This window comes from Streptomyces sp. NPDC050842, assembly GCF_044456565.1.
Classification (GTDB): domain Bacteria; phylum Actinomycetota; class Actinomycetes; order Streptomycetales; family Streptomycetaceae; genus Streptomyces.
Genome location: NZ_JBITGA010000002.1, coordinates 830,636 through 853,859 on the forward strand (window position 1 = coordinate 830,636; position 23,224 = coordinate 853,859).

The window sequence follows — 23,224 nt, forward strand, 5'->3', positions numbered from 1 at the left end:
AGGACCTTGTGCGGGAACGTTCCCGCATTAATACTCGCTCCATCCCCCCAGCGCCCGTCACTACACCCGTAAAGGGGTGGGTCTGCATGCGCATGTCGAGAACCATCGCGCTCCTCACCTGTACCGCCGCCCTCGCCGCCACGACCGCCGCCTGCTCCGGCGCCGCCAAGCCCCAGGCCGCCCCCGGCGGCGGGCCCGGCTACGAGGTCACCCCGACCTCCCCGCCCGCGAAGGGCACCCTGGACTCGTTCACCTGGTCCCTGTACGCCGAGCCGTACACGCTCGACTACGCCCTGGCGTACGACTACCCGCCGAACACCGTGCTCGCCAACGTCTGCGAGCAGCTCTTCCGCGTCACGCCCGACATGAAGATCGAGCCCGGTCTCGCGGTCACGTACAAGCAGCCCGATCCGCGCACGCTGGTCTACACCCTCCGCTCCGGGGTGAAGTTCCACGACGGCACGACCATGACCGCCGACGACGTCGTGGCCTCCCTCAAGCGCCAGATGGACCCGGCGACCGGATCGCCGTGGGGCTCGGCCTTCAAGAACGTCGACACCATCGAGAAGACCGGCCCGCTGGAGGTGACCCTCCGCCTGGGCAAGGCCGACGTCCTGCTGCACGAGCTGATGGCCGCCTCCCCCGGCACCATCGAGAGCGCCGCGTACCTGAAGAAGGCCGGCAAGGACTACGGCACCCCCAAGGGCGGCGTGAACTGCACCGGCCCGTTCTCCCTCGAATCCTGGGACGCGGGCTCGGGCATCACCCTGAAGAAGAACGCCGCCTACTGGGACCCGAAGCTCGCCCCCAAGTCGGAGTCCGTCAAGTTCACCTTCATCGAGGACCCGGCGGCCCGCACGAACGCCTTCCTCTCCGGCACCGCCGACGGCGGCTACATGGTGCCCTCGTCCTCGCTCCAGCAACTGCGCTCCAGCGGCAAGGGCTCGGTCCTCTTCGGCCCGAACACCGCTGCCGCGGACCTCGCCGTCCTCGACTTCCACGGCCCGCTCGGCAACCTCAAGGTCCGCCAGGCCCTCTCCATGGCCCTGGACCGGAAGAACATCATCAAGGCCGCGGCCGGCGGGGTCGGCGTCCCCGCGAAGGCCCCCGCCGCGCGCGGCGCCTGGGCGCTCGTCCCCGACAAGACCGCCTCGCTGTACGACACGCTGCCCGAGCCCGCGTACGACATCGCCGCCGCGAAGAAGCTCATCCAGGAGGCCGGAGCCACCGGTCGCACCATCACCCTCGTCACCAGCACGCTCGCGCCCGAGATCAGCGTCGTCGCCAACGCCGTCCAGGCCGCCGGCCGGCAGATCGGCCTCGACGTCAAGCTGAAGTCCGTCGCCCCCGAGGCGTACAGCAGCATCTTCGTCGACCCCGACGCGCGCGCCGGCCTCGACCTGGTGATCACCAACGGGTACGACAACACGCCCGACCCGCTGGAGTTCTACCAGTACTTCCGCACCGGGGACTTCGGGAACTACGGAAACTGGTCGAACGCCGAGTACGACGTCGCCTTCGACCGCGCGAACTCGGAGCCCGACCCGGCCAAGCGCGCCGAGAAGACCGCCGAGCTCCAGAAGATCGCCCTGCGCGAGCTGCCGAGCATCCCCGTCTACGAGGCGCCCTACAGCGTCTTCCTCGGCAAGCGCATCACCGGTGCCCCCACCGGCATCTCCCAGCTGTACTACCCGTGGGCCGCGACGATCGGGGCCGCGAAGTAATGACCCGATACCTCGTCGGCCGGCTCCTCGGGCTGGTGGCGGTGCTGTTCGTGACCTCGCTCGTGGTCTTCGGCGCCATCCACCTGGCCCCCGGCGACCCGGTGACCTTCCTGCTCCACGGCCGCCCCGCGACGCCCGAGGCCGTGGCGGCCCTGCGCACCGAGTACCACCTGGACGACCCGCTGGCCGTCCAGTACGCGAAGTGGCTCGGCGGCGTCCTCACGGGCGACTTCGGCACCTCCGCGCAGTTCCACCAGGACGTGACCGACCTCATCGCCTCCCGGCTGCCCGGTACGGCGCTGCTCGTCGCGTACGCGGCGCTGCTCGTCACGCTGATCGGCGTGGGGTCCGGGATCCTCGCAGCGCTGCGCCCCGGCCCGCTGGACCGGACGGTGCTCATCGGCACCGGTGTCGCCACGGCGACCCCGTCCTTCGTGAGCGCCATCGTGCTCGTGTCGGTCTTCTCCGTGCAGCTGGGCTGGTTCCCCGGACCCGGCGGCACGCCGGTGGGCTTCTCGCAGCAGCTGTACCACCTGACCCTGCCGGCCTTCGCCCTGGCGATGACCTTCGCGGGGCTGCTCGCCCGGGTCACCCGCTCGGCGATGCTCGACGAGCTCGGCCGGGAACACGTCGAGGTGTCCCGGGCCCGCGGTGTCGCGGGCAGGACCGTGGTCCGGCGGCACGTCCTGCGCAACGCCCTCGGCCCGGTCGTCACGGTCGGCGGCACGATGCTCGCCGGCCTCCTCATCAGCACCTCCATCGTCGAGACCGCCTTCGACGTGCCCGGGCTCGGTTCCCTGCTCGTGTCGTCGGTGACGGCCCAGGACTTCGCGGTCGTGCAGGCGATCACGCTGCTCAGCGTCGCCGCCTTCGTCCTCGTGAACCTCGTCGTCGACCTGCTCGCGCCCCTCATCGACCCCCGGCTGTCGCTCCACGGGGAAGGCTCCTCATGACCTCCACCACCTCCGCGGTGCCGTACCGCAGGCCCGGCCTGCGCCGGCTGCGCGCCCTCGGCCAGGGCCCCCTCTTCACCGTCTCGGTCGCGGTGCTCGTCGCCCTCGTCCTGGTCGCCCTCCTCGCGCCCGTCCTCGCCCCGTACGACCCCGAGGCCGTCGACCTGACGTCCAGCCTCGTCGGGACCAGCGCCGATCATCTGCTCGGCACCGACCAGTCCGGGCGGGACATCCTGTCCCGGCTGCTCTACGGCGCCCGGACCGGCCTCCTCGGCCCGCTGCTCGTCGTCGCCGTCTCCACCCTCCTCGGCACCCTCATCGGCGTCGTGGCGGCCTGGCGGGGCGGCTGGGCGGACACGCTCCTGTCCCGCTCGATGGACATGGTCTTCGCGATCCCCGGGCTGCTCCTCGCGATCCTGCTCGTGACCGTCGTCGGCTCCGGGATGACCGCTCCGGTGATCGCCATGGCCGTGGCGTACACCCCGTACGTGGGCCGTCTGGTGCGCGGCATCGCCCGCCAGGAGAAGGCCCGCCCGTACATCGAGGCGTACCGGGTGCAGGGCTGGTCCGGCTGGACCGTCTGCCTGCGCCACCTGCTGCCGAACATCGCCCCGACGGTCTTCGCCCAGTCCGCGATGAACTTCGGGTACGCCCTGATGGACCTGGCCGCGCTCTCCTACCTCGGCTTCGGCGTGCAGCCGCCGACCGCCGACTGGGGCGCCATGATCAACGAAGGCCAGTCGGCCGTACAGCAGGGGGCGATGCTGCCCGCCCTCGCGCCCTCCGCGTGCATCGTGCTCGCCGTGGTGGCGTTCGGCATCGTCGGCGAGGGACTCGCCGACCGGATCGCGAAGCGTGAGCGGTGAACGGCATGAAGGAACACAGCGGCACCACGCCGGTCCTGGAGATCGACGGGCTCGACGTCCGGCTCCCCGAGGGGCGCGCCGGACGGCCGATCCTGGACGGCGTCAGCCTGCGGGTCGAGGCCGGGGAGAGCGTCGGTCTGGTCGGCGAGTCCGGCTCCGGCAAGTCGGTGGCCTGCCGCAGCGTCCTCGGGCTGCTGCCCGGGGGCGCGCGCACCACCGGCCAGGTCCGGGTCGCGGGCCGGGACGTGCTCGCCATGAACCGCACGGAGCTGGCCGCGCTGCGGGCACGGCAGGTCTCCATGGTCTTCCAGGACCCGCGGGCCTCCGTGAACCCGCTCCGCCGCGTCGGCGACTTCCTCACCGAGGGGCTGCGCTCGGCCGGCACCCCGCCCGCCGCGGCGACCGCACGGGCCCTTGAGCTCCTCGAAGCGGTCGGCATCCGCGACCCGAAGGGCGCCCTGCGCCGCCGGCCGCACGAGTTCTCCGGCGGCATGCTCCAGCGCGTGGTCATCGCCGCGGCGCTCGCCTCCGAGCCCGCGCTGCTCGTCGCCGACGAGCCGACCACCGCCCTGGACGTCACGACCCAGGCCGAGATCATCCGGATCCTGACGCGTCTGCGGGCCGAGCGCGGCACGGGCATGCTCTTCGTCACCCACGACCTCGAACTGGCCGCCGCCGTCTGCGACCGCGTGTACGTGATGTACGCGGGCCGGATCGTGGAGACGCGGGGCACCGACGAGCTGTTCGACCGGCCCCGCCACCCGTACACGGCCGGCCTGCTCGGCTGCACGCCGAGCATCGAACCGGGCGCCCCCGCGCCCCGGCCCATCCCGGGGCGGCCCGTCTCCCTGGCCGAGACGCCGCAGGGCTGCGCCTTCGCCCCGCGCTGCGCCCACGCCGTGCCGCGCTGCTCCCAGGAGAAGCCGGTCCTCGCCCGGTACGGCGACGGACTCGCCGCCTGCCACCGCGCCGACGAAGGGATCATGCTGTGACCGTGTCGACAAAGGACGGCCCGGTCGTCGAGACCGGCCTGGTCGTCGACGGCCTGCGCAAGGTGTACGGGGACCACACGGCCGTCGACGGCGTGTCCTTCACCCTGGCACCGGGGTCGTCCCTCGCGATCGTCGGCGAGTCCGGCAGCGGCAAGACCACCACGGTCCGGATGCTCGTCGGTCTGGAGCGCCCGGACGGCGGCACCGTCCGCCTGGACGGCCGGGACCGCTCGACGCTGCCTCGGGGCCGGGCGGAACGGCTCGCCAGGGCCCGCGAGATCCAGATGGTCTTCCAGGACCCGTACCTCTCGCTCGACCCCCGGATCTCCGTCTCCGGCTGCCTGGACGAGGTCCTCCGCCTCCACACCGGTCTCGACGGGACCGCCCGCGCCGCCCGGGTCTCCGAGCTCCTGGACCAGGTCGGACTCGGCACGCGCGAGGCCGCGGCCCTGCCCCGAGGGCTCTCCGGCGGGCAGCGGCAGCGCGTGGCGATCGCCCGCGCCCTCGCCGTGGAGCCCCGGGTCCTCGTCCTCGACGAGGCCGTCGCCGCGCTCGACGTGTCGATCCAGGCGCAGATCCTCGAACTCCTCGGCACGATCCGCCGCGACTCGGGCATCGGCTACCTGTTCGTCACCCACGACCTGGCCGTGGTCCGGCACATCGCGGACGAGGTGATGGTGCTGAAGTCCGGCCAGGTCGTGGAGGCCGGCTCGACGTCGCGCGTCCTGGAGTCCCCGGAGCACCCGTACACCCGGCTGCTCCTGGACTCGGTGCCGCGGCGCGGCGGGTTCGCGACGGCTCGCTGACGGGCCGCCGGGGCCGGGCGGGGCGGGCCGGGGTCAGTCCCGCAGCCGCCGGAGGACGGAGCGCATCGCGCGTTCGACGGCGGCTCGGGAGGCGTCGGTCGGGTCGACCAGTTCGAAGCTGTGGTGGCCCAGCGGTACGTCGACGAGGTCGACCTCCACCCCGTTCTTCGCGGCGGCGTCCAGGAAGTCCTGGACCGTCGCCGCGAAGGCGGGGTGTTCGCGTCCGGCCCGGGTGAGGACGACCGGCGGCCCGCCCGCCGTCGAGCCGACGACGTCGACCGGGCGGAAGCGGGACTCGACCGCGCCCCAGCCGGGCAGCGGCGCGAGGGCGGGGTAGCTCGCCGCGACGCACCGCAGCCACGGCGGGGGCGCGGCGAGCCAGTCCGCCGCGAGCAGCCCGCCGGTGGAGAAGAACCAGAGGGCGACCCGGTCCCCGTCCACGCGCGGGTCGGCGCGGACGCGTGCGACGGCCTCGACGAGGTCCTGGGCGGCCCGCGGATAGTCGGCGAGGCCGTGCAGGCGGTGGTCAAGGGTCACGCCGACGACGCCGAGGCTCGCCGCGTAGCGGCCGTATCCGAGGAAGAACGGCGTGTCGCGCGGGGTGGGCCGCTGGTCGGGGGCGACCGGTCCGCCGTGGACGAAGACCACGGCCGGCCGGGGGCCCTCCGCGAGTGCGTCGGCTCCCGGCAGGTGGAGGTCGATCCGTCCCCGCCGTTCGCGCGGCGCCTCGGGGACGTCCAGGAGGAACGGCAGGAGGTGTGTCGGCCCTTCGGGTACGTGGGCGCGCTCGGGGGCGCTCACCTGGTGGCCCTCTCCGGCCGCCGCGCGGAGCAGCGTCGCCGCGAGCTCTCCGGGAACGGAGAGCATCGGCCAGTGCCCGGTGGCCAGTTCGAGGAAGCGGATCCCGGCGTCGGCGAGCGCCCGGAACTGCGGCGGGCCCGATTCCACGAGCATCTCGACGAGGTCGATGCTCGATCCGTTGGCCGTGCACAGGACGCCGGTGACCGGCAGGGCCGAGCCCGCGCCGGTCAGGAGCAGCGGCTGTGTGAGCGTGCCCGGCGGCTGCGGGGCGGCGCGCCGCGCCAGGCGGTTCAGGGCTTCGGCGGGGACGCCCTCGGTACTGCCCCAGCGCGGCCAGGTGTCACGCGTCGGCGGCGGAACGGGCCCGCCGTCCCAGGCCGGGTCCGCCATCAGGGCCCGGACCTCCGGGTCGGGTACGGAGCGGACGGCCGCCTCCCGGTTCTGCGGGAGCGGTGTGTCGAGGGCGACGATCCGGGCGACGCGCTCCGGACGCCGGTCGGCGGCGCCGAGTACCGGATGGAGCCCGTAGCCGTGCCCCACGAGGACGACGTCGGCGGCGGCGATCCCGTCGACCAGCCGCACCAGTTCCTCGACATGTGTCTCCAGATCGGCGCGGGACCCGGCCTCGCCGCCCCTCTCCCCCATGCCGGTGAGCGTCACCGGGTACGCCTCCGCGCCGGCCTCCCGCAACCGTACGGCCGTCTCGTCCCACACCCAGCCCCCGGTGAAGGGGCCCGACACCAGCACGAACGCGGTCATGATCGTCTCCTCGTCGCTCCTGAGCAATGCGTCGCGGCCACGCTAGGAACTCCCCCTGAGGGAGATTCAAGAGCCGCCCGGGACCGCCACGGACGTAGGGTTCGATTCGTGTTGTCGTCCGACGGGCTGTGGAGCATCGGGGACCTCGCCGAGCGGGCGGGGGTCACCGTGAAGACCGTGCGTTTCTACTCCGACCGTGGGCTGCTCCCCGAGGCGGGGCGCAGTTCCGGTGGGCATCGGCGGTACGGGCCCGAGGCGTTGGACCGGCTGCGGCTCATCCGTTCGCTGCGCGCGCTCGATCTGCCGGTGCCCGAGGTGGAGCGGGTGCTCGATCGGGACGAGGCTCTGGAGGAGGTCGTCACGGGGCAGTTGCGCGAGGTGGACTCCCGACTCACCGCGCTGCGCTGGCGCGAGGCGTCCCTGCGGCTGCTCAAGGACTGCCCCTCCGAGGAGCGTGCCGAGCGGTTGCGGCTGGTCGGGGCCGTGGTCATGCCGCCCGACACGGCTGCCCTGGCCCGGTTCTGGCGGCGGACGCTGCCGGTGCGGCTGCCGGCCCGTACCGTGTCGAGGGTCCTCGACTCGGTGGTGCCGCGGCCCCCTCGGGATCCGAGCCCCGCGCAGGTGCTGGCCTTCGCCAGACTGCACGAGCTGGTCACGGATCCGCGCGTCGACCGGCCGGAGTTCCGGCCGGCGCCGCCGCTGCCGGACGGGGAGTACCGGCCGGCGGTGCTGTACGAGGGGCTTGCCGAGGCGTACGCGCTGGCCGCGTCCTCGGCCGTCGTGCGGGGCGAGGCTCTGGACTGTTTCGTCGCCGCCTACGCGCAGGCACTCGGCGCCCCCGACACCCTCGTCTTCCGCCGCCGTCTCCTCGGCCTGCTCGCCCGGACCGACGGCCCCGCGATCCACCGGTACTGGAAGCTCGCCACCGGCCTCTTCGCCCCGGGCGAGCCGGTCCTCGGCGCCCTCCACCACCACCTCTCCGTCGCCCTGCGCGCCGAGGTCGAGTCGCGGGCCGGCTGACGGGTCCCATCCGCATCGTGGGCACCCGGCGTCCACAAGCTGGTCGGCCAGGTGGCGGATCTCGCCGCTCCCCCGCCGTCGCCGCAGGTCAGAGGCTTACGGAGGGACCGTCAGGTGGCGCAATACTGCGGCAACACCACCCGGGCCCGTCCGCCGCTACGTTCCGTCGCATGCCAGCCGAACCCGCTTCCGCCGCCCTCCCGCTCGCCGCCGCCCGCCGTCGGCGCCTGCGGGCGGACCGGGCGCGGCAGCTCGCCGACCTGCTGCGCCACCAGATCCTGGCCGGCGGCTTCCCCGACGGGATCCTCCCGCTGGAGGACACGCTCGCCGCCGACTTCCGGGCCAGCCGGAACACCGTCCGGCAGGCCCTGGACCTGTTGCGCGGCGAACAGATCGTCGCCCGGCAGCCGGGGGTCGGCACGGTGGTCGTCTGCGAGAAGTTCCCGCACGGCCTGGAGCGGCTCCAGGGTCTGGCCGAGACCCTGCACGAACACGGCAGGGTCACCAACGAGGTCCGCACCATGGGGCCGGTCGGTGCGCCGGGTCCCGTGGCCCACCGGCTCGGCCTGCCCGAGCAGGCGGACGTGCTCTGCATCGAGCGGCTGCGCCGCCTGAACGGCCTGCCGCTCTCCCTCGACCTGTCGTACCTGCCGATGGACATCGGCGGTGAACTGCTGGGCTGCGACCTGGAGAACACGGATGTGTTCCGGCTCCTGGAGCAGCTGACGGGCGGCCCGTTGGGACACGCCGAGATCACCCTTGAGGCCGTGAACGCCGACGCCCATTCGGCGGCGGTGCTCCAAGCCCCGCGCGGGGCGGCCGTCCTCATGCTGGAGCGGCTCACCCACCTGCCCGACGGGCGGCCGGTGGACCTGGAGTTCATCCGGTTCCGCGGCGACCGCATCACCATGAGCGGCGTCCTCCGCCGCTCCCTCTGACCCCCACTCGTTCCCGTACCTGACCCTTCCTGGAGACAGCCGTGCCTCTCGTCCCCCAGCGCGCCGACGTGCCCGTGACCATCGACGAGTCGAAGTGCATCGACGGCTGCACGCTCTGCGTCGACATGTGTCCGCTCGACTCGCTCGCGATCCGCGAGGACAACGGCAAGGCGTACATGCACGTCGACGAGTGCTGGTACTGCGGCCCGTGCGCCGCCCGCTGCCCCACCGGCGCGGTGACCGTCAACATGCCCTACCTGCTCCGGTGAAAGGCCGAACTCCCATGAACGTCACGAGACTCCGTCCGCTGCTCCCCCTGGCCCTGCTGCTGCCGCTGGCCACCGCCTGCGGCGGCGCCGCCGGCGCGGACGACCAGGGCGACGCGAAGACCGTCACGGTGACCGTCGGCTACCAGTCGAAGACCATCAACACCGTCACCGCCGGCACCCTGCTGCGCTCCCTGGGCTACTTCGAGGAGGAGCTCGCGGCCCGCGGCAAGCGGGACGGCGTCACCTACCGGGTGGTGTGGCAGGACTACGCGACCGGGGCCCCGATCACCGCGCAGATGACCGCCGGGAAGATCGACATCGGCTCGATGGGCGACTTCCCGCTGCTGATCAACGCGGCGCGCGGCGTCCAGCTCAAGGAGCGGACCCGGCTGGTCTCGGTCACCGGCTACAACCCGCGCGGCGGGCTCAACACCGTGGTGACGGCGCCGGGTTCGCCGCTCCGTTCCCTCGCCGACCTGCGCGGGAAGAAGGTGTCGACCAGCGTCGGCTCGGCGGCCGACGGCACGCTCGTCCGCGCGCTCCAACGGGCGGGGATCGACCCCGACAAGGGCGTGGAGAAGCTCAACCAGCAGCCCAGCGTGGGTGCTTCGGCCCTGACGTCGGGCAATGTCGACGCGCTGTCGCAGTTCGTCGCCTGGCCGGGTCTCCTGGCCTTCCAGGGCAAGGCCACGGCGCTGTACGACGGGGCCGAACTGAACCTGCCGACCTTCCACGGCGTGACCGTCCGGGAGGGCTTCGCGACCCGGCGGCCCGGGGTCCTCGACGACTTCCTGCGGGCCCAGCGGCGGGCGACGGACGAGCTGCGGTCGCGGCCCGTCGCCGCCGCCGAGTCGGTGGCGAAGGAGACCGGCCTCCCCGCCGAGGTGGTCTACCTCTACAACGGCTCCCAGGGCATCGCGACGTTCGACCCGGCCCTCCGCCCGGAGCTGATCGCCGCGCTGAAGGACGACGTGTCGGTGCTGAAGGCCGCCGGCCTGGTGGAGGACGTCGATATCGACGCCTTCGTCGACGCGGCGCCGCTGCGCCGGGCGGTCCGGGAGTCCGCGTACCCGAAGGCGGGCTCGGCCAGGTCCGAGCTGTGGCTGAAGGGCCAGGGCACGACCCGGACGTTCACGACTCCCGGGGAGCTCCTGAAGGCCGTCGGCGAGGCGGGCCCGGACACGGTGCGGGCCGCGTACGTGCCGGACGCGGTGACCGGGACGCTCTGGTTCGCCGACCGGGCGGTGTGGGTCACGGACGGTTCCGGACCGCGGGCGTTCGTCACCCGGTCGGGAGCGGAGCGGTACGTCTCCGCTCACGCGGGGGCCCGGATCGTCGGGTACACGGACGCTCTGAGGGCGGCATCGTGAGCGGGGGCCGCAGACTGCTGCGGGTCGCCTCGCTCGGCGCCGCACTCGGGCTGTGGCAGTTCCTGACCGCCCAGGACGTCACGCTGTGGCTGCGGTTCGAGCAGTTCCCCACGGTCGGGGAGGTGGCCTCGGCACTCGCCGACCGGCTCGGCACCGACACGTACTGGCAGGACCTCGGCCACAGCCTGCGCCGGATCGTGGTGGGCTTCCTCCTCGCCGCGGTGCTCGGGGTGGCGGCCGGCACGGCCGTCGCCCGGTCCCGGTGGGCCGCCGACCTGCTCGGCCCGCTGGTGGAGGTGGTCCGGCCGGTGCCGGCCATCGCCCTGGTGCCGGTGGCGATCCTGCTGCTGCCCACCACCGAGCAGGGCATCGTCTTCATCACTTTCACCGCGGCCTTCTTCCCCGTCCTCGTGTCGACCCGGCACGCCGTGGCCGCGCTCGGCCCGGTCTGGGAGGAGGCCGTGCTCACCATGGGCGGCGGCCGGCTCCGGGTGCTGTTCTCCGTGGTGCTGCCGGGCTCCCTGCCGGGGATCTTCGGCGGGCTCTCGGTCGGCATCGGCGTCTCGTGGATCTGTGTGATCTCGGCGGAGATGATCTCCGGCGAGTACGGGGTGGGCTACCGCACCTGGCAGGACTACACGGTCGTCGACTACCCGGGGGTGTTCGTCGGCATGGCCACCATCGGCGTCCTCGGCTGGCTCACCTCCACCGCGGTCGAGGTGCTCGGCCGCCGTGTCACCGCCTGGCTCCCGCGCCCGACCGCGCGCGGGACGGCCGGGCCCGTCCGCGCGCCGGGCGGCGCCGCTTCCGCGGCCTTCCGACGTACCCCCGCCGCCGTCCCCCTGGCGGAGAAGGAGCCGGTGTCATGAGTGTCGTGCGTGCCGTGAGTGGCGTGAGTGGCGTGAGTGGCGTGAGTGCTGCCGTGGGCCCGTCCACTGGTGCGACCCCGCGCACCGACCCGAGCCCCGGCGCGGAGCTCGCCCTGCACGGCGTACGGCTCGGCCACCCGGGCGGCGTGGCCGTGCCAGCCCCCGCCGGCCTGCGGATCCCGCCCGGCGAACTGCTCACCGTGGTCGGTCCCTCCGGCTGCGGGAAGACGACGCTGCTGCGCACCCTCGCCGGGCTGCTGCCGCCTCTCGCCGGGCACGTCACCCAGGACGGGGAGCCGATCGTCCGGCCGGGCGCCGACCGGGCGCTGGTCTTCCAGCACGACGCCCTGCTGCCCTGGCGTTCGGTCCGCGCCAACGTGGAGCTGCCGCTGGCGATCCGCCGGGTTCCCCGGGCCGAGCGGCGGCGCGCGGCGGAGGAGTGGCTGGAGCGGATCGGACTCGCCGGGCACGCGCACAAGCTGCCGCACCAGCTGTCCGGCGGGCAGCGGCAGCGCGTGCAGCTGGCCCGCGCCCTGGCCGGCCGGCCCCGCGCGGTCCTGATGGACGAGCCGTTCGGCGCGCTCGACGCGCACACGCGCGCCGGGATGCAGGACCTGCTCGTGGAGATCCTGCGCGGGACGGGCGCGACCGTCGTCTTCGTCACGCACGACGTGGACGAGGCGCTCCATCTGGGCGACCGGGTCGTCCTGTTCGCGTCCGGTGAGGTCCTGGACGTGCCGCACCCGCGGTCGCGGGACGCCCGCCACGCTCCGGCCACGGCCGCGCTGCGCCGCCGCGTCCTCGACTCCCTCTGACCGAAAGTCCCTGCGAAAGGCATCCCGTGAGCACCCGACTCGCCGACCCCGGCCCCGCCCTCTCCATACCCGCCCTCTCCATACCCGCCCTCGCCGACGCGACCGAGCTCTCCTGCGACGTGCTCGTCGTCGGCGGCGGCACCGCCGGCACCATGGCCGCGCTGACCGCGGCCGAGCGCGGGGCGAACGTCCTGCTCCTGGAGAAGGCGCACGTCCGGCATTCGGGTGCCCTGGCCATGGGCATGGACGGGGTGAACAACGCGGTCGTCCCGGGCCGGGCCGAACCCGACGACTACGTCGCCGAGATCACCCGTGCCAACGACGGTCTCGTCGACCAGTCCACCGTCCGGCAGACGGCGACCCGCGGCTTCGCGATGGTCCAGCGGCTCGAGTCGTACGGGGTGAAGTTCGAGAAGGACGAGCACGGCGAGTACGCGGTCCGCCAGGTGCACCGGTCCGGCTCGTACGTGCTGCCGATGCCGGAGGGCAAGGACGTCAAGAAGGTCCTCTACCGGCAGCTGCGGCGGCGGGAGATGCGGGAGCGGATCCGGATCGAGAACCGGGTGATGCCGGTGCGGGTGCTCACCCACCCGGACGACGGCCGGGCCGTCGGAATCGCCGGATTCCACACCCGCACAGGGGAGTTCGTCACGGTCCGGGCGGGTGCGGTGATCCTCGCCACCGGGCCCTGCGGCCGGCTCGGCCTGCCCGCCTCCGGGTATCTGTACGGGACGTACGAGAACCCGACGAACGCGGGGGACGGCTACGCGATGGCGTACCACGCGGGAGCCGCGCTCACCGGGATCGAGTGCTTCCAGATCAACCCGCTGATCAAGGACTACAACGGTCCCGCCTGCGCGTACGTCGCCAACCCCTTCGGCGGGTACCAGGTGAACCGGCACGGCGAGCGGTTCGTGGAGTCGGACTACTGGTCGGGACAGATGATGGCCGAGTTCGCGACCGAACTCGCCTCCGACCGGGGCCCGGTGTACCTGAAGCTGAGCCATCTGCCGGAGGAGACCATCGGCGCCGTCGAGTCGATCCTCCACACCACGGAGCGGCCGACCCGGGGCACCTTCCACGAGGGGCGCGGGCACGACTACCGGACGCACGACATCGAGATGCACATCTCGGAGATCGGTCTGTGCGGCGGCCATTCGGCCTCAGGGGTACGCGTGGACGCCCATGCCCGCACGACCGTGCCCCGGCTGTACGCGGCCGGTGACCTGGCCTCCGTCCCCCACAATTACATGATCGGCGCGTTCGTCTTCGGCGACCTGGCGGGCGAGGACGCGGCACGGTACCGGACGTACGAAGGGGAGCTTCCGGCGGACCAGTTGGCCGCCGCGCACGAACTCGTCTACCGGCCGCTGCGGAACCCCGAGGGTCCGCCGCAGCCCCAAGTCGAGTACAAGCTCCGGAGGTTCGTGAACGACTACGTGGCGCCGCCGAAGACCGGGGCGAAACTCTCCCTGGCGGTCGAGGCGTTCACCCGGATGTCGGAGGAGATCGCCGGCATGGGGGCGCGTACGGCTCACGAGCTGATGCGGTGCGCGGAGGTGAGCTTCATCCGGGACTGCGCCGAGATGGCGGCGCGGGCGTCGCTGGCGAGGACCGAGTCGCGGTGGGGGCTCTATCACGAGCGTCTCGACCATCCGGAGCGGGACGACCAGGGCTGGCTGCACCACCTCGATCTGCGCAAGTCCCCTTCCGGGGCGATGGAGTTCACGGCGCGGCCGGTCGAGCCGTACGTGGTGCCGGTGCCGGAGTTCGCGCCGCCGGCGGGTCCCGAGCGGCCGCTCGGCGAGGTCGCGCTCGTACCGGTGGCGACGGCCGGGCCGCGGGACGGCGTGCCGACGGCCCGCCGGACCGCGGCCGCGCCCACACCCACGACCACGACCGCGTCCCCGGACCCGACGGGACCTGCCGGAGCCCCGGACCCCCGTCTCTCCCTCCTGCGCCTCCTCGCGCTCGTCGAGGAGTCCCCCGACCTGGCGGCGCTGCGGCCCTACCTCGACGACGCCGACCCGGCGGTCCGGGCCGCCGCCGTCACCGCGCTCGGGGAGACCGCTCCGGCCGGGGCGGGGCCGGCGCTCGCGGCGCACCTGGCGGACGCGGCGCCGCGGGTACGGGCGGCCGCCGCGGCCGCGCTGCGCGAGCTGGTCGAGGTCCTGCCCGCCGATCCCCCGCTCGCGGCGGGTCTGCGGGAGGCGCTCGGCGTGCCGGACCCGGCGGTGCGCGCAGCGGCGCTCGACGTCCTGCGGGCCCTGCGGCTGGGTGACCCCGCGCTGTACGCGGCCTCGCTCGCCGACGCCGACGTCGAGGTCCGTATCCAGGCCGTCCGTGCCCTGGTCTCGGTGGACGCGGTCGAGGAGCTCGCCGGGGCGGCCGCCGATCCGGCGCGCGAGGTGCGGGTCGCGGTGGCCCGTGGTCTCGCCGCCGTGCGCGCCCCCGCCCCGAAGCCGCTCGACCCGCTGCTCGACGACCCCGACCCACTGGTCAGGGGGGCCGCGCTGGCCGCCCTCGCGGGTACGGGCTGCCCGCCGGAGTACGCGGCGGCCGCGGTGGCGGCGCTCGCCGATGCCGCCTGGCAGGTCCGGGCCGGTGCGGCGACCGCGCTGCGGGCCGCACCGCCCGCGCCGGCGGTCCCCGCGCTCGCCGGGGCCCTCGGCGACGCGAACGCGGACGTCCGCAAGGCCGCCGTCCTCTCCCTGCTCGCGCACGGCGCCGAGCCGGCGGCCCGCGCCGCCCTCGCCAGGGCGGCCGACGACCCCGACGCCGACGTCCGCGCCTACGCCTCCCGCGTGCCGCGCGGTACGCCCTGAGCCACCGCGGTGTGGAGGTGCTGGGCGCGGGGCCTGCGCGGCGGGTCCGCGGGGAGGGTGCCGACGAGAGGGAAGCCGCAGCCGAGGGCGGTCCGGCAGGAGCCTTCGTTGCCGACGGCGTGCACGAGTTCCAGGGGCCGTCCGGCGAACGGACCACCGTCGTAAGCGGCCCATCGGGAGACGAGGGTCAGGGCCCGGGAGGCGATCCGGCGTCCCCGCGCCTCGGCGGCGGTCCAGTAGCCGGCCCGCACAGCCCCCGCGCCGGTGGCGCTGAGGGCGATGTGGCCGAGCGGTGCGGACGGCCCGGCCGGTCCGCTCTCGACGACGGCGAACGCCGCCCGGGTCCCCGCCGCCCAGCCCCGGCGCTGGGCGTCCACCCACGCCCGGGCCTCGTCGACGGTGTCCAGGTGGGTGACGAGCCAGGAGCGGAGCAGCGCGTCCGCGTGGTGGCGTACGAGCACGTCGGCGTCCTCGTACGTCCACGGGCGCAGCAGCAGGGCGGCGGTGCCGTGGGCGGGGGCATCCCTCAGGGTGACCTGGGAGGTGACCGGTGGTTCGACGCGCCGCGTGCTCATGATCGGACGATATCCGGCGGGTCGGCGCACCCGCGTGTGTGGTGATCGGCGGCACATGGGTGAACGCGCGCATGCGGGGCGGTCGGGCGGGGAAGGGGCGCGGGGCGGCGTCGGGCGACCCGCTGTGGACGGTGGACCGAGGAGATGGTGAGAGTGACGGTGAGCGCGGAGGCAGTGGGCGCGCCGTGCTGGCTGAATCTGGCCGCGCGCGATCTCGACGCGGCGGAGCGGTTCTACGGGGCGGTGCTCGGCTGGACGTTCCGCCGGGGCGCCCTCGGCGACGCGTACGCGGTGGGAGAGCGGGACGGGGTGCCGGTGGCCGGGATCGCGGCGGTGGCCTCCGAGATGGCGGTGCCGGTGGCCTGGACGGCGTTCTTCGCCGTGGACGACGCGGACGCGGCGGTGGCGCGGATCCGGGAGCGCGGCGGCACGGTCGGCGTGGGGCCGGTCGCCTTCCCGCCCCGGGGGCGCGCGGCGCTCGCCACGGACCAGGAGGGCGCCCAGTTCGCGGTGTGGGAGGGGCGGCTGATCTCGCGCTGGCGCGTGGACGAGCAGACGGCGCCGGCCTGGCTCGAGCTGCACACGCGGGACGCCTTCGACGCGGCCGTCTTCTACGGCGGGGTGCTCGGCTGGGCGGACGGGAGCCCGTCCGGCGTCGAGGTCTCGTACGAGGAGGAGCAGGTGGTGCTGCGGTGGCACGGCGAGGCCGTCGCCCGTCTGAACAGCGGCCCGGTCGAGTCCGGCTCACCCCGGCCGCAGTTGCGTCCCCGCTGGCTCGTACGGTTCCGGGTGCCGGATCTGGAGTCGGCGACGGCGGCGGTCGTGAAGCACGGCGGTTCGGTGGTGCCGGGCGGCGAGTGGGGCGGGGTGCGCGCCCCGGACGGCGCCGACCGCCATCGCACGGTCGTACGGGATCCGGACGGCGCACTGTTCACCCTGGACACGGGGGCGAACTGACCGGTGCAGAGGGGGCCTTCGCACCCCTCAAGCGTGCGGGCCGAGCCGGCCGGACCCGGCGGGGATGGGCGGACAGGCCCTAGGTTCTGGGAGGGGCCCGATGGCTCCGGCTGCGCACCTGCCCGGCCGGACGGGCCGGAGCCGAGGAGCGGTGACAGTGACGATGCGGGAGTATCCGCTGGTGGGCGGGCCGGTGGAGGTACGGGGTGCCCTGGACCTGGAGAGGACGCCGGCGGGAGTGATGCCGCGCCGATTGCCGGCGTGGACCAAGGAGCAGTACCAGGACCCGTCGGTCTACGGGGGAACGGTGCTGCCTTCGGGGGTGCGGCTGGTGTTCCGCACCGATGCGCGGGTGCTCGAGTTCGAGGTCCTCACCTCCACGGGGCAGCTCGACAGTGACCCCCGGCCCCGGCCGACCGGGATGCTGGAACTGACGGTGGACGGTGCTCTTGCCGGGCGCCGACGAGCGCCGTTGGGTCACGTGGTGCGGATGGCGGGCCCGGGGGCCGCGCAGCGAGTGATACCGGGAAAGCCGGGAACGGCACGTTTCGCCGGGCTGCCGGCCGGCATGAAGAACGTCGAGTTGTGGCTGCCGCAGCAGACCCCCACGGAACTGGTGGCGCTCCGTGCCGACGGTGAGGTCCTGGCGCCCCTGCCCGACGGTCGGCCCCGGTGGGTGCACCACGGAAGCTCCATCAGCCACTGCCTCGAAGCCGACGGCCCCACCGGCACCTGGCCGGTGGTGGCGGCGTCGCTCGGGGGCGTGGAGGTGACCAACCTCAGCCAGCCGGGCAACGACATGCTGGACCCCTATGTCGCCCGGACGATCCGCGACCTGCCCGCCGACCTGATCAGCCTCAAGGCGGGCGTCAACATCGTGGGCATGGCCACCTTCCGACTGCGGACGTTCGGCCCGGCGGTGCACGGATTCCTGGACACGATCCGGGACGGCCACCCGGACACCCCGCTCCTGGTGATCTCCCCGGTGAGCTGCCCGGCACTCGACGCGCGTCCCGGCCCGACCGCGGTCGGCCGGGACGGGAGGATCACGGCGCTGGGCGACCCGGCCGATCTGGCCCGTGGGGCGTTGTCGCTGCAGGTGGTCCGTGACGAGCTGGCGAGAATCGTGGCGGTCCGGCAGGCACGCGATCCTCACCTGCACCACCTCGACGGACGCGAACTGCTCGGCCCGGCCGATGTGGACGACCTTCCCGACGGCCTGCACCCCTCCCCCGCCGCGTACCGCCGGATGGGCGAACGCTTCGCCGCCCACGCCTTCGCCGACGAGGGCCCGTTCCGCGCCCGCTCCCGAGGAGAGTTCGACAGGTCCTAGCGCAGGGCGGCGCGCGGAGTGCCGTCGGATTCGCTGTCGGATCCGGTGCCGGCCGCGACCGTTGCCGGGGCATTGGCCGGGGCATTGGCCGGGATGAGTGCGGCGACGACCGCGGCGACCAGGCCTACCCCGGCTCCGATCATCATGGCGGCGCGGAAGCCGCCCTCGGAGGGCAGGACGTGGCCGCCGAGCGTGGTGGTCATCTGGGCGAGGACGACGCCGATGACGGCCGCCGATACGGACGTGCCGATGGACCGCATCAGGGTGTTGAAGCTGTTGGCCGACGCCGTCTCCTCCTGCGGCACCGCGCCCATGATCAGCGCCGGCATCGCCCCGTAAGCCAGACCCACTCCCGTGTTGCAGATGAGCGTCACGACGAGCAGGCCCCAGGTGGAGCCCATCAGCGCGAGGGAGGAGGCGTATCCGGCGGAGATGACCAGGGCGCCGAGGGAGAGGGTGACCTTGGGGCCACGGGCGGCCGACAGCTTGGCGCCGAGTGGGGCCAGGACCATCATCATCAGGCCGGCCGGGGCCATCCACAGGCCCATCGCCATCATCGACTGGCCGAGGCCGTAGCCGGTGGCCTCGGGCAGCTGGAGCAGCTGCGGGACGACCAGGGACTGCGCGTACATGGCGAAGCCGACGAGCACCGAGGCCGCGTTGGTCAGGAGGACGACGGGGCGGGCGGTGACGCGCAGGTCGACGAGCGGGTCACGGGTCCGCAGCTCCCACGCGCCCCACGCGAGCAGGACGACGGCCGAGCCGGCGAAGAGGCCGAGGGTGGTGCCGCTGCCCCAGCCCCAGGTCGCGCCCTTGGAGACGGCGAGCAGCAGGGCGACGAGTCCGACGCCGAGGCCGAGGGCGCCGGGCACGTCGAAGCGGCTGGGGGCGGGGTTGCGGGGGCCCGCGGGCACGACGCGCCAGATCAGGAGGCCGACGAGGAGGCTGAAGGCGGCGGCGACCCAGAAGAGGACGCGCCAGCTGGCGTTCTCGGCGACTGCGGCGGAGAAGGGCAGGCCGAGAGCGCCGCCGACGCCCATGGAGGCGCTCATCAGGGCGATGGAGCCGCCGAGCTTCTCGGGCGGCAGGACGTCCCGGAGGAGGCTGATGCCGACGGGCACGACGCCCATGCCGAGGCCCTGGAGGCCGCGTCCGACGATCATCGGGACGACGGAGGAGGCGAGCGCGCAGACGACGGATCCGGCGATCAGCGGAACGACCGAGGCAAGGAGGACCCGGCGCTTGCCCAGGGTGTCGCCCAGGCGGCCGGCGACGGGGGTGGCGACGGCCGCGGCGAGCAGGGTGGCGGTGATCACCCAGGAGGCGTTGGACGGGGCGGTGTCGAGAAGCTTCGGCAGGTCGCCGATGAGCGGCACCACCAGGGTCTGCATGAGTGCGGCCACGATGCCCGCAAGGGCGAGGACGCCGACGACGCCTCCGGTGCGGGCTTCGGGCTTGGAGCCGTCCACGGGTTCTCCCTCGGGTTTTCCACGATGATTGATGTGCATCATGCACAGCTCTTGCGTTATACACAAGTCGTGCATGATGCACATCACGTCGCCGCGAGAGAGAATGACCCCATGGACAAGCCCGTGGACAAGCCCACTCACCTGGTCGAGTTCGAGACCATGCTGCTCGGCCGGCACGCCCACCTGTACGCGCCCCGCTCCCGCGCGGCCGGCGGCCACCTCGACCGCAGCGCGTACGTCCTGCTGAGCCGCATCCGCATGCACGGGCCGATGTCCATCGGGCAGCTCAGCGACGCCTTCGGCCTCGACGCCTCCACCCTCAACCGACAGACCGCCGCCATGCTCCGCGCCGGGGTCGTCGAGCGCATCCCCGACCCCGACGGCGGCATCGCCCGCAAGTTCCGCATCACGGAGGAGGGCGAGCACCGCCTCGACGCCGACCGGGCGTCGAACATCGAGGGCCTGGAGCGGGTCATGGAGCACTGGTCGCCGGAGGACGTGGCCCGTTTCGCCGGCTTCCTCGAACGCTTCAACCGGGACATCGAGCACCTGGAGGGCCGTCCCTGGCCCCGTCCCTGACGGGGAACCACCTCCCGATCCCCACCCATCACGAAACACCCCCGCGGGGCCCGTGGCCGATCCGGCCGCGGGCCCCGCTTCCGTCGGATCCCTTTACGGGCGGGCCGCGCAGCGGTAACTTCCGGCCACGCAAGATGTTTCTGAAAGTTTCCGACTGTGTTTCCAAAGGACCTCACAGCCCGTCAGGGGGCGAGCTCCGACCGGTGACGCGGCGGCCCTGCCTGGAGATTCAGATGACACGCACCCGCAGACGGCTGCCGGCCCGCCCGGTCGCCGCACTGGCGGCCGCCGCCGGCGTTCTCGGCCTGGTGGTCGCCTCGCCCCCTGGCGCGACCTCCCCCCGCACCGCGCCGGTCGCGGCCGCCGCCGAGAACACGGCCACGGTCTTCTACTGGACGAAGACGAAGAACTGGGCCCTCTCCAACCTCCATTACGCGGCCGACGGCGGGTCCTGGACCACGGTCCCCGGCGTCGCCATGGAGGCCGCCTGTACGGACTGGGTGAAGAAGACCGTCACCCTCGGCACGGCCGCGGGCCTCCAGGCCACGTTCAACAACGGCAGCGGCACCTGGGACAACAACGGCGGGAAGAACTACGCCCTCGGCACCGGCGCCATCACCGTCAAGGACGGGGTCGTCGCGCACTCCGACCCCTGCGCCGGAACCGAGCCGAATCCGACGCCCACTCCCACCCCCACGCCGTCGCCCTCCGCCAAGGCCACGGTCTACTACTCGACCGAGGCCCTCGGCTGGTCCACCGTCAACGTCCACCACCAGCCCGCGGGCGGCGCCTGGACCACGACCCCCGGCGTCGGCATGCAGGCGGCGTGCGCCGGCTGGTGGAAGCGGGAGGTCGACCTCGGGACGGCCACCTCCCTCAAGGCCGCCTTCAACAACGGCAACGGCACCTGGGACAACAACCGCGGCTCGGACTACACGATCGGTACGGGCGTCAGCACCGTACGGAACAACGTGGTGACGGCGAACGCGTCCGACCCGTGCGCCGCCGCCGTGCCCGACACCCAGGCCCCGACGGCGCCCACCCGGGTCACCGCCGCCGCGGACGGCGTCTCCGTCCTGCTCACCTGGGATCCCGCCACGGACGACCGCGGGGTGACCAGGTACCAGGTGACCCGTTCCGGCGGCAGCGGCGGCACGGTGGTGACCGACGTCGGCTCCACCGTCTTCTCCGACACCGGACTCGCCGAACGGACCGCGTACAGCTACACGGTGAAGGCCGTGGACGCCGCGGGGAACGTCTCCGCGGCCTCCGCCGCCGCGACCGCGACCACGGGCGACACGCCGCAGACCCCCGCCGCCGGGAAGCCGCTCGGCACCGATCCGCGCAAGGACCCGATCTACTTCGTCCTCACCGCCCGCTTCAACGACGGCGACCCGTCGAACAACCGCGGCGGAAGCCAGCACACCAAGTCCGGCAACGCGGCCCACGACGACCCCATGTTCCGGGGCGACTTCAAGGGCCTCATCCAGAAGCTGGACTACGTCAAGGGCCTCGGCTTCTCGGCGATATGGGTCACCCCGGTGGTCCTCAACCGCTCGGACTACGACTACCACGGCTACCACGGCTACGACTTCTACAAGGTCGACCCGCGCCTGGAGTCCGCCGGAGCCTCCTACCAGGACCTGATCGACGCCGCCCACGCCAAGGGCATGAAGATCTACCAGGACGTCGTCTACAACCACTCCTCCCGCTGGGGCGCCAAGGGCCTGTTCGTGCCCACCGTGTACGGCGTCCGCGACAGCCAGTGGAGCTGGTACTACGACGAGAAGCAGCCCGGCTTCGAGTACGACGGCCTGACGGTCGACGCCAAGTCCGGGAAGTCGTACTACAACGGCGACCTGTGGTCGACGGCCGAGCCGTCCGGCAACACCTGCCTGAACTGGGGCAAGCCGACCGGCGGCAAGAGCGCCGAGGGATACACCGTCTACAACTGCCAGTGGCCGAGCCCCACGTCCGGCATGTTCCCGAAGGACCTCTTCCACCAGTGCTGGATCGGCAACTGGGAGGGTGAGGACTCGCGTTCCTGCTGGCTGCACGAGGACCTCGCCGACTTCAACACCGAATCCCCCTCCGTGCAGAACTACTTGATCGGCGCCTATGACAAGTACATCGACATGGGGGTCGACGGCTTCCGTGTCGACACCGCCGTGCACATCCCCCGCACCACCTGGAACCGCCGCTTTCTCCCCGCGATCCAGGAGCGGGTGACACAGCGTCACGGCGCGGAGGCCGCACGGAACTTCTTCGTCTTCGGCGAGGTCGCCGCCTTCGTCAACGACAAGTGGAACCGCGGCTCGGTGAACCACTCGGCGCAGTTCTTCACCTGGAAGGAGCGCAAGGAGTACGACGCCGACGACGCCAAGGCCGCCCTGGAGATGTACGACTACGAGCAGCAGCAGGGCACGGGAAGCCAGCCCACGTCCACCAACGCCTTCCTGAACGGGAACGCCTACCACGCCCCCGACCACAGCCGCTTCTCCGGCATGAACGTCATCGACATGCGCATGCACATGAACTTCGGTGACGCGTACAACGCCTTCTCCAACGGCAAGGACTCGGACGACAGTCACAACGACGCCACCTACAACGTCGTCTACGTCGACAGCCACGACTACGGCCCCAACAAGTCCAGCGAGCGGTACACGGGCGGCACCGACGCCTGGGCCGAGAACATGTCGCTGATGTGGACCTTCCGCGGCATCCCGACGCTGTACTACGGCTCGGAGATCGAGTTCCAGAAGGGGAAGAAGATCGACTGCGGGCCGTCCTGCCCGCTCGCCACCACCGGCCGCGCGTACTTCGGCGACCACGTCGCCGGCTCCGTCACGGCCTCCGACTTCTCCCAGGTCTCGTCGGCCTCCGGGGCCGTGGCCACCACGCTCCATCAGCCCCTGGCGCAGCACGTGCAGCGGCTCAACCAGATCCGCCGGGCGATCCCGGCCCTCCAGATGGGCCAGTACTCCACCGAGGGCATCCAGGGCGGCATGGCGTTCAAGCGCCGCTACACCAGCGGTTCGACGGACAGTTTCGCCCTCGTCACGATCTCCGGCGGCGCCACCTACGCGGGCATCCCGAACGGCACGTACACCGACGCCGTCACGGGTGACGTGAAGACCGTCACCGACGGAACACTCTCGGTCGGCGCGCCCGGCAAGGGCAACCTCCGGGTGTACGTCCTGAACGGCCCGGGCAAGATCGGCGCCGCGGGCCCGTACCTGAAGTAGCCCCGCGCCTCACCTGACGGACGCCGTACGGGGCGGGAGCCACCCGCCCCGTACGGTCC

Annotated in this window: 19 protein-coding genes; 16 read left to right on the forward strand and 3 right to left on the reverse strand. The window is 73.1% G+C overall.

Annotation, left to right across the window (positions count from 1 at the left end; all coding sequences use genetic code 11):
- Window positions 1-86: 86 nt before the first annotated feature.
- Genes ACIBG6_RS08895 through ACIBG6_RS08915 form a run of 5 tightly spaced genes read left to right on the forward strand, consistent with a single transcriptional unit; the run spans window position 87 to window position 5,341 of the window.
- A complete protein-coding gene (locus ACIBG6_RS08895; RefSeq protein WP_399221881.1) occupies window positions 87-1,724 on the forward strand; it encodes an ABC transporter substrate-binding protein in 1,638 nt (545 codons plus the stop codon).
- Complete coding sequence (locus ACIBG6_RS08900) at window positions 1,724-2,677, forward strand: ABC transporter permease (protein ID WP_399221882.1); 954 nt, start codon at window positions 1,724-1,726, stop codon at window positions 2,675-2,677. Before ACIBG6_RS08895 ends, ACIBG6_RS08900 begins: the two co-directional genes overlap by 1 nt.
- On the forward strand, window positions 2,674-3,543 hold the full coding sequence (locus ACIBG6_RS08905; protein WP_399221883.1) for an ABC transporter permease: 870 nt from the start codon (window positions 2,674-2,676) through the stop codon (window positions 3,541-3,543). Before ACIBG6_RS08900 ends, ACIBG6_RS08905 begins: the two co-directional genes overlap by 4 nt.
- 5 nt (window positions 3,544-3,548) lie before the next feature.
- The gene (locus ACIBG6_RS08910) at window positions 3,549-4,535 is read left to right on the forward strand and encodes an ABC transporter ATP-binding protein (RefSeq protein WP_399221884.1); all 987 of its coding nucleotides are present in this window, start codon (window positions 3,549-3,551) and stop codon (window positions 4,533-4,535) included.
- Entirely contained in the window at window positions 4,532-5,341 is an 810-nt protein-coding gene (locus tag ACIBG6_RS08915; RefSeq protein ID WP_399221885.1) for an ABC transporter ATP-binding protein, read from the forward strand. The genes ACIBG6_RS08910 and ACIBG6_RS08915 overlap by 4 nt, the downstream gene beginning before the upstream one ends.
- Window positions 5,342-5,374: 33 nt before the next feature.
- Here the strand turns inward: ACIBG6_RS08915 and ACIBG6_RS08920 are convergent, their stop codons facing one another.
- A complete protein-coding gene (locus ACIBG6_RS08920) occupies window positions 5,375-6,901 on the reverse strand; it encodes an alpha/beta fold hydrolase (RefSeq protein ID WP_399221886.1) in 1,527 nt (508 codons plus the stop codon).
- A gap of 111 nt (window positions 6,902-7,012) precedes the next feature.
- Between ACIBG6_RS08920 and ACIBG6_RS08925 the strand changes: the two genes are divergently transcribed.
- From ACIBG6_RS08925 to ACIBG6_RS08955, 7 genes are all read left to right on the forward strand, one after another.
- Complete coding sequence (locus ACIBG6_RS08925) at window positions 7,013-7,921, forward strand: MerR family transcriptional regulator (RefSeq protein WP_399221966.1); 909 nt, start codon at window positions 7,013-7,015, stop codon at window positions 7,919-7,921.
- Window positions 7,922-8,091: 170 nt separating this feature from the next.
- A complete protein-coding gene (locus ACIBG6_RS08930) occupies window positions 8,092-8,859 on the forward strand; it encodes a GntR family transcriptional regulator (RefSeq protein ID WP_399221887.1) in 768 nt (255 codons plus the stop codon).
- Window positions 8,860-8,900: 41 nt separating this feature from the next.
- Entirely contained in the window at window positions 8,901-9,128 is a 228-nt protein-coding gene (locus ACIBG6_RS08935) for a ferredoxin family protein (protein WP_125741086.1), read from the forward strand.
- Window positions 9,129-9,142: 14 nt separating this feature from the next.
- The gene (locus tag ACIBG6_RS08940) at window positions 9,143-10,498 is read left to right on the forward strand and encodes an ABC transporter substrate-binding protein (protein WP_399221888.1); all 1,356 of its coding nucleotides are present in this window, start codon (window positions 9,143-9,145) and stop codon (window positions 10,496-10,498) included.
- Window positions 10,495-11,367: an ABC transporter permease gene (locus ACIBG6_RS08945; protein ID WP_399221889.1), complete on the forward strand. Its 873-nt coding sequence runs from the start codon at window positions 10,495-10,497 to the stop codon at window positions 11,365-11,367. Before ACIBG6_RS08940 ends, ACIBG6_RS08945 begins: the two co-directional genes overlap by 4 nt.
- Window positions 11,364-12,182: an ABC transporter ATP-binding protein gene (locus tag ACIBG6_RS08950; RefSeq protein WP_399221890.1), complete on the forward strand. Its 819-nt coding sequence runs from the start codon at window positions 11,364-11,366 to the stop codon at window positions 12,180-12,182. Before ACIBG6_RS08945 ends, ACIBG6_RS08950 begins: the two co-directional genes overlap by 4 nt.
- Window positions 12,183-12,208: 26 nt before the next feature.
- Window positions 12,209-15,007: a fumarate reductase/succinate dehydrogenase flavoprotein subunit gene (locus tag ACIBG6_RS08955; RefSeq protein WP_399221891.1), complete on the forward strand. Its 2,799-nt coding sequence runs from the start codon at window positions 12,209-12,211 to the stop codon at window positions 15,005-15,007.
- Here ACIBG6_RS08955 and ACIBG6_RS08960 read toward each other — a convergent pair.
- Complete coding sequence (locus ACIBG6_RS08960) at window positions 14,974-15,582, reverse strand: GNAT family N-acetyltransferase (RefSeq protein WP_399221892.1); 609 nt, start codon at window positions 15,580-15,582, stop codon at window positions 14,974-14,976. The two genes, ACIBG6_RS08955 and ACIBG6_RS08960, sit on opposite strands and share 34 nt — an antisense overlap.
- A 144-nt stretch (window positions 15,583-15,726) precedes the next feature.
- On the opposite strand from ACIBG6_RS08960, the gene ACIBG6_RS08965 reads away from it, so the two are divergent.
- Both ACIBG6_RS08965 and ACIBG6_RS08970 read left to right on the forward strand, forming a co-directional pair.
- Entirely contained in the window at window positions 15,727-16,539 is an 813-nt protein-coding gene (locus ACIBG6_RS08965) for a VOC family protein (protein ID WP_399221893.1), read from the forward strand.
- A gap of 163 nt (window positions 16,540-16,702) precedes the next feature.
- A complete protein-coding gene (locus ACIBG6_RS08970) occupies window positions 16,703-17,872 on the forward strand; it encodes a GDSL-type esterase/lipase family protein (protein ID WP_399221967.1) in 1,170 nt (389 codons plus the stop codon).
- Here the strand turns inward: ACIBG6_RS08970 and ACIBG6_RS08975 are convergent.
- Complete coding sequence (locus ACIBG6_RS08975; RefSeq protein WP_399221894.1) at window positions 17,869-19,341, reverse strand: MFS transporter; 1,473 nt, start codon at window positions 19,339-19,341, stop codon at window positions 17,869-17,871. The genes ACIBG6_RS08970 and ACIBG6_RS08975 overlap by 4 nt on opposite strands.
- Before the next feature lie 111 nt (window positions 19,342-19,452).
- On the opposite strand from ACIBG6_RS08975, the gene ACIBG6_RS08980 reads away from it, so the two are divergent.
- Both ACIBG6_RS08980 and ACIBG6_RS08985 read left to right on the forward strand, forming a co-directional pair.
- A complete protein-coding gene (locus ACIBG6_RS08980) occupies window positions 19,453-19,920 on the forward strand; it encodes a MarR family winged helix-turn-helix transcriptional regulator (RefSeq protein ID WP_399221895.1) in 468 nt (155 codons plus the stop codon).
- Window positions 19,921-20,153: 233 nt separating this feature from the next.
- Complete coding sequence (locus tag ACIBG6_RS08985; protein ID WP_399221896.1) at window positions 20,154-23,165, forward strand: carbohydrate binding domain-containing protein; 3,012 nt, start codon at window positions 20,154-20,156, stop codon at window positions 23,163-23,165.
- The last annotated feature ends 59 nt before the right edge of the window (window positions 23,166-23,224 follow it).

Bases quoted from the DNA above. Each gene is read 5' to 3' on its own strand.
- ACIBG6_RS08970 (WP_399221967.1), top strand. From the start codon at position 16,703: ATGCGGGAGTATCCGCTGGTGGGCGGGCCGGTGGAGGTACGGGGTGCC.
- ACIBG6_RS08950 (WP_399221890.1), top strand. From the start codon at position 11,364: ATGAGTGTCGTGCGTGCCGTGAGTGGCGTGAGTGGCGTGAGTGGCGTG.
- ACIBG6_RS08980 (WP_399221895.1), top strand. From the start codon at position 19,453: ATGGACAAGCCCGTGGACAAGCCCACTCACCTGGTCGAGTTCGAGACC.
- ACIBG6_RS08930 (WP_399221887.1), top strand. From the start codon at position 8,092: ATGCCAGCCGAACCCGCTTCCGCCGCCCTCCCGCTCGCCGCCGCCCGC.
- ACIBG6_RS08910 (WP_399221884.1), top strand. From the start codon at position 3,549: ATGAAGGAACACAGCGGCACCACGCCGGTCCTGGAGATCGACGGGCTC.
- ACIBG6_RS08960 (WP_399221892.1), bottom strand. From the start codon at position 15,582: ATGAGCACGCGGCGCGTCGAACCACCGGTCACCTCCCAGGTCACCCTG.
- ACIBG6_RS08900 (WP_399221882.1), top strand. From the start codon at position 1,724: ATGACCCGATACCTCGTCGGCCGGCTCCTCGGGCTGGTGGCGGTGCTG.
- ACIBG6_RS08905 (WP_399221883.1), top strand. From the start codon at position 2,674: ATGACCTCCACCACCTCCGCGGTGCCGTACCGCAGGCCCGGCCTGCGC.
- ACIBG6_RS08920 (WP_399221886.1), bottom strand. From the start codon at position 6,901: ATGACCGCGTTCGTGCTGGTGTCGGGCCCCTTCACCGGGGGCTGGGTG.
- ACIBG6_RS08965 (WP_399221893.1), top strand. From the start codon at position 15,727: ATGGTGAGAGTGACGGTGAGCGCGGAGGCAGTGGGCGCGCCGTGCTGG.
- ACIBG6_RS08895 (WP_399221881.1), top strand. From the start codon at position 87: ATGCGCATGTCGAGAACCATCGCGCTCCTCACCTGTACCGCCGCCCTC.
- ACIBG6_RS08940 (WP_399221888.1), top strand. From the start codon at position 9,143: ATGAACGTCACGAGACTCCGTCCGCTGCTCCCCCTGGCCCTGCTGCTG.
- ACIBG6_RS08985 (WP_399221896.1), top strand. From the start codon at position 20,154: ATGACACGCACCCGCAGACGGCTGCCGGCCCGCCCGGTCGCCGCACTG.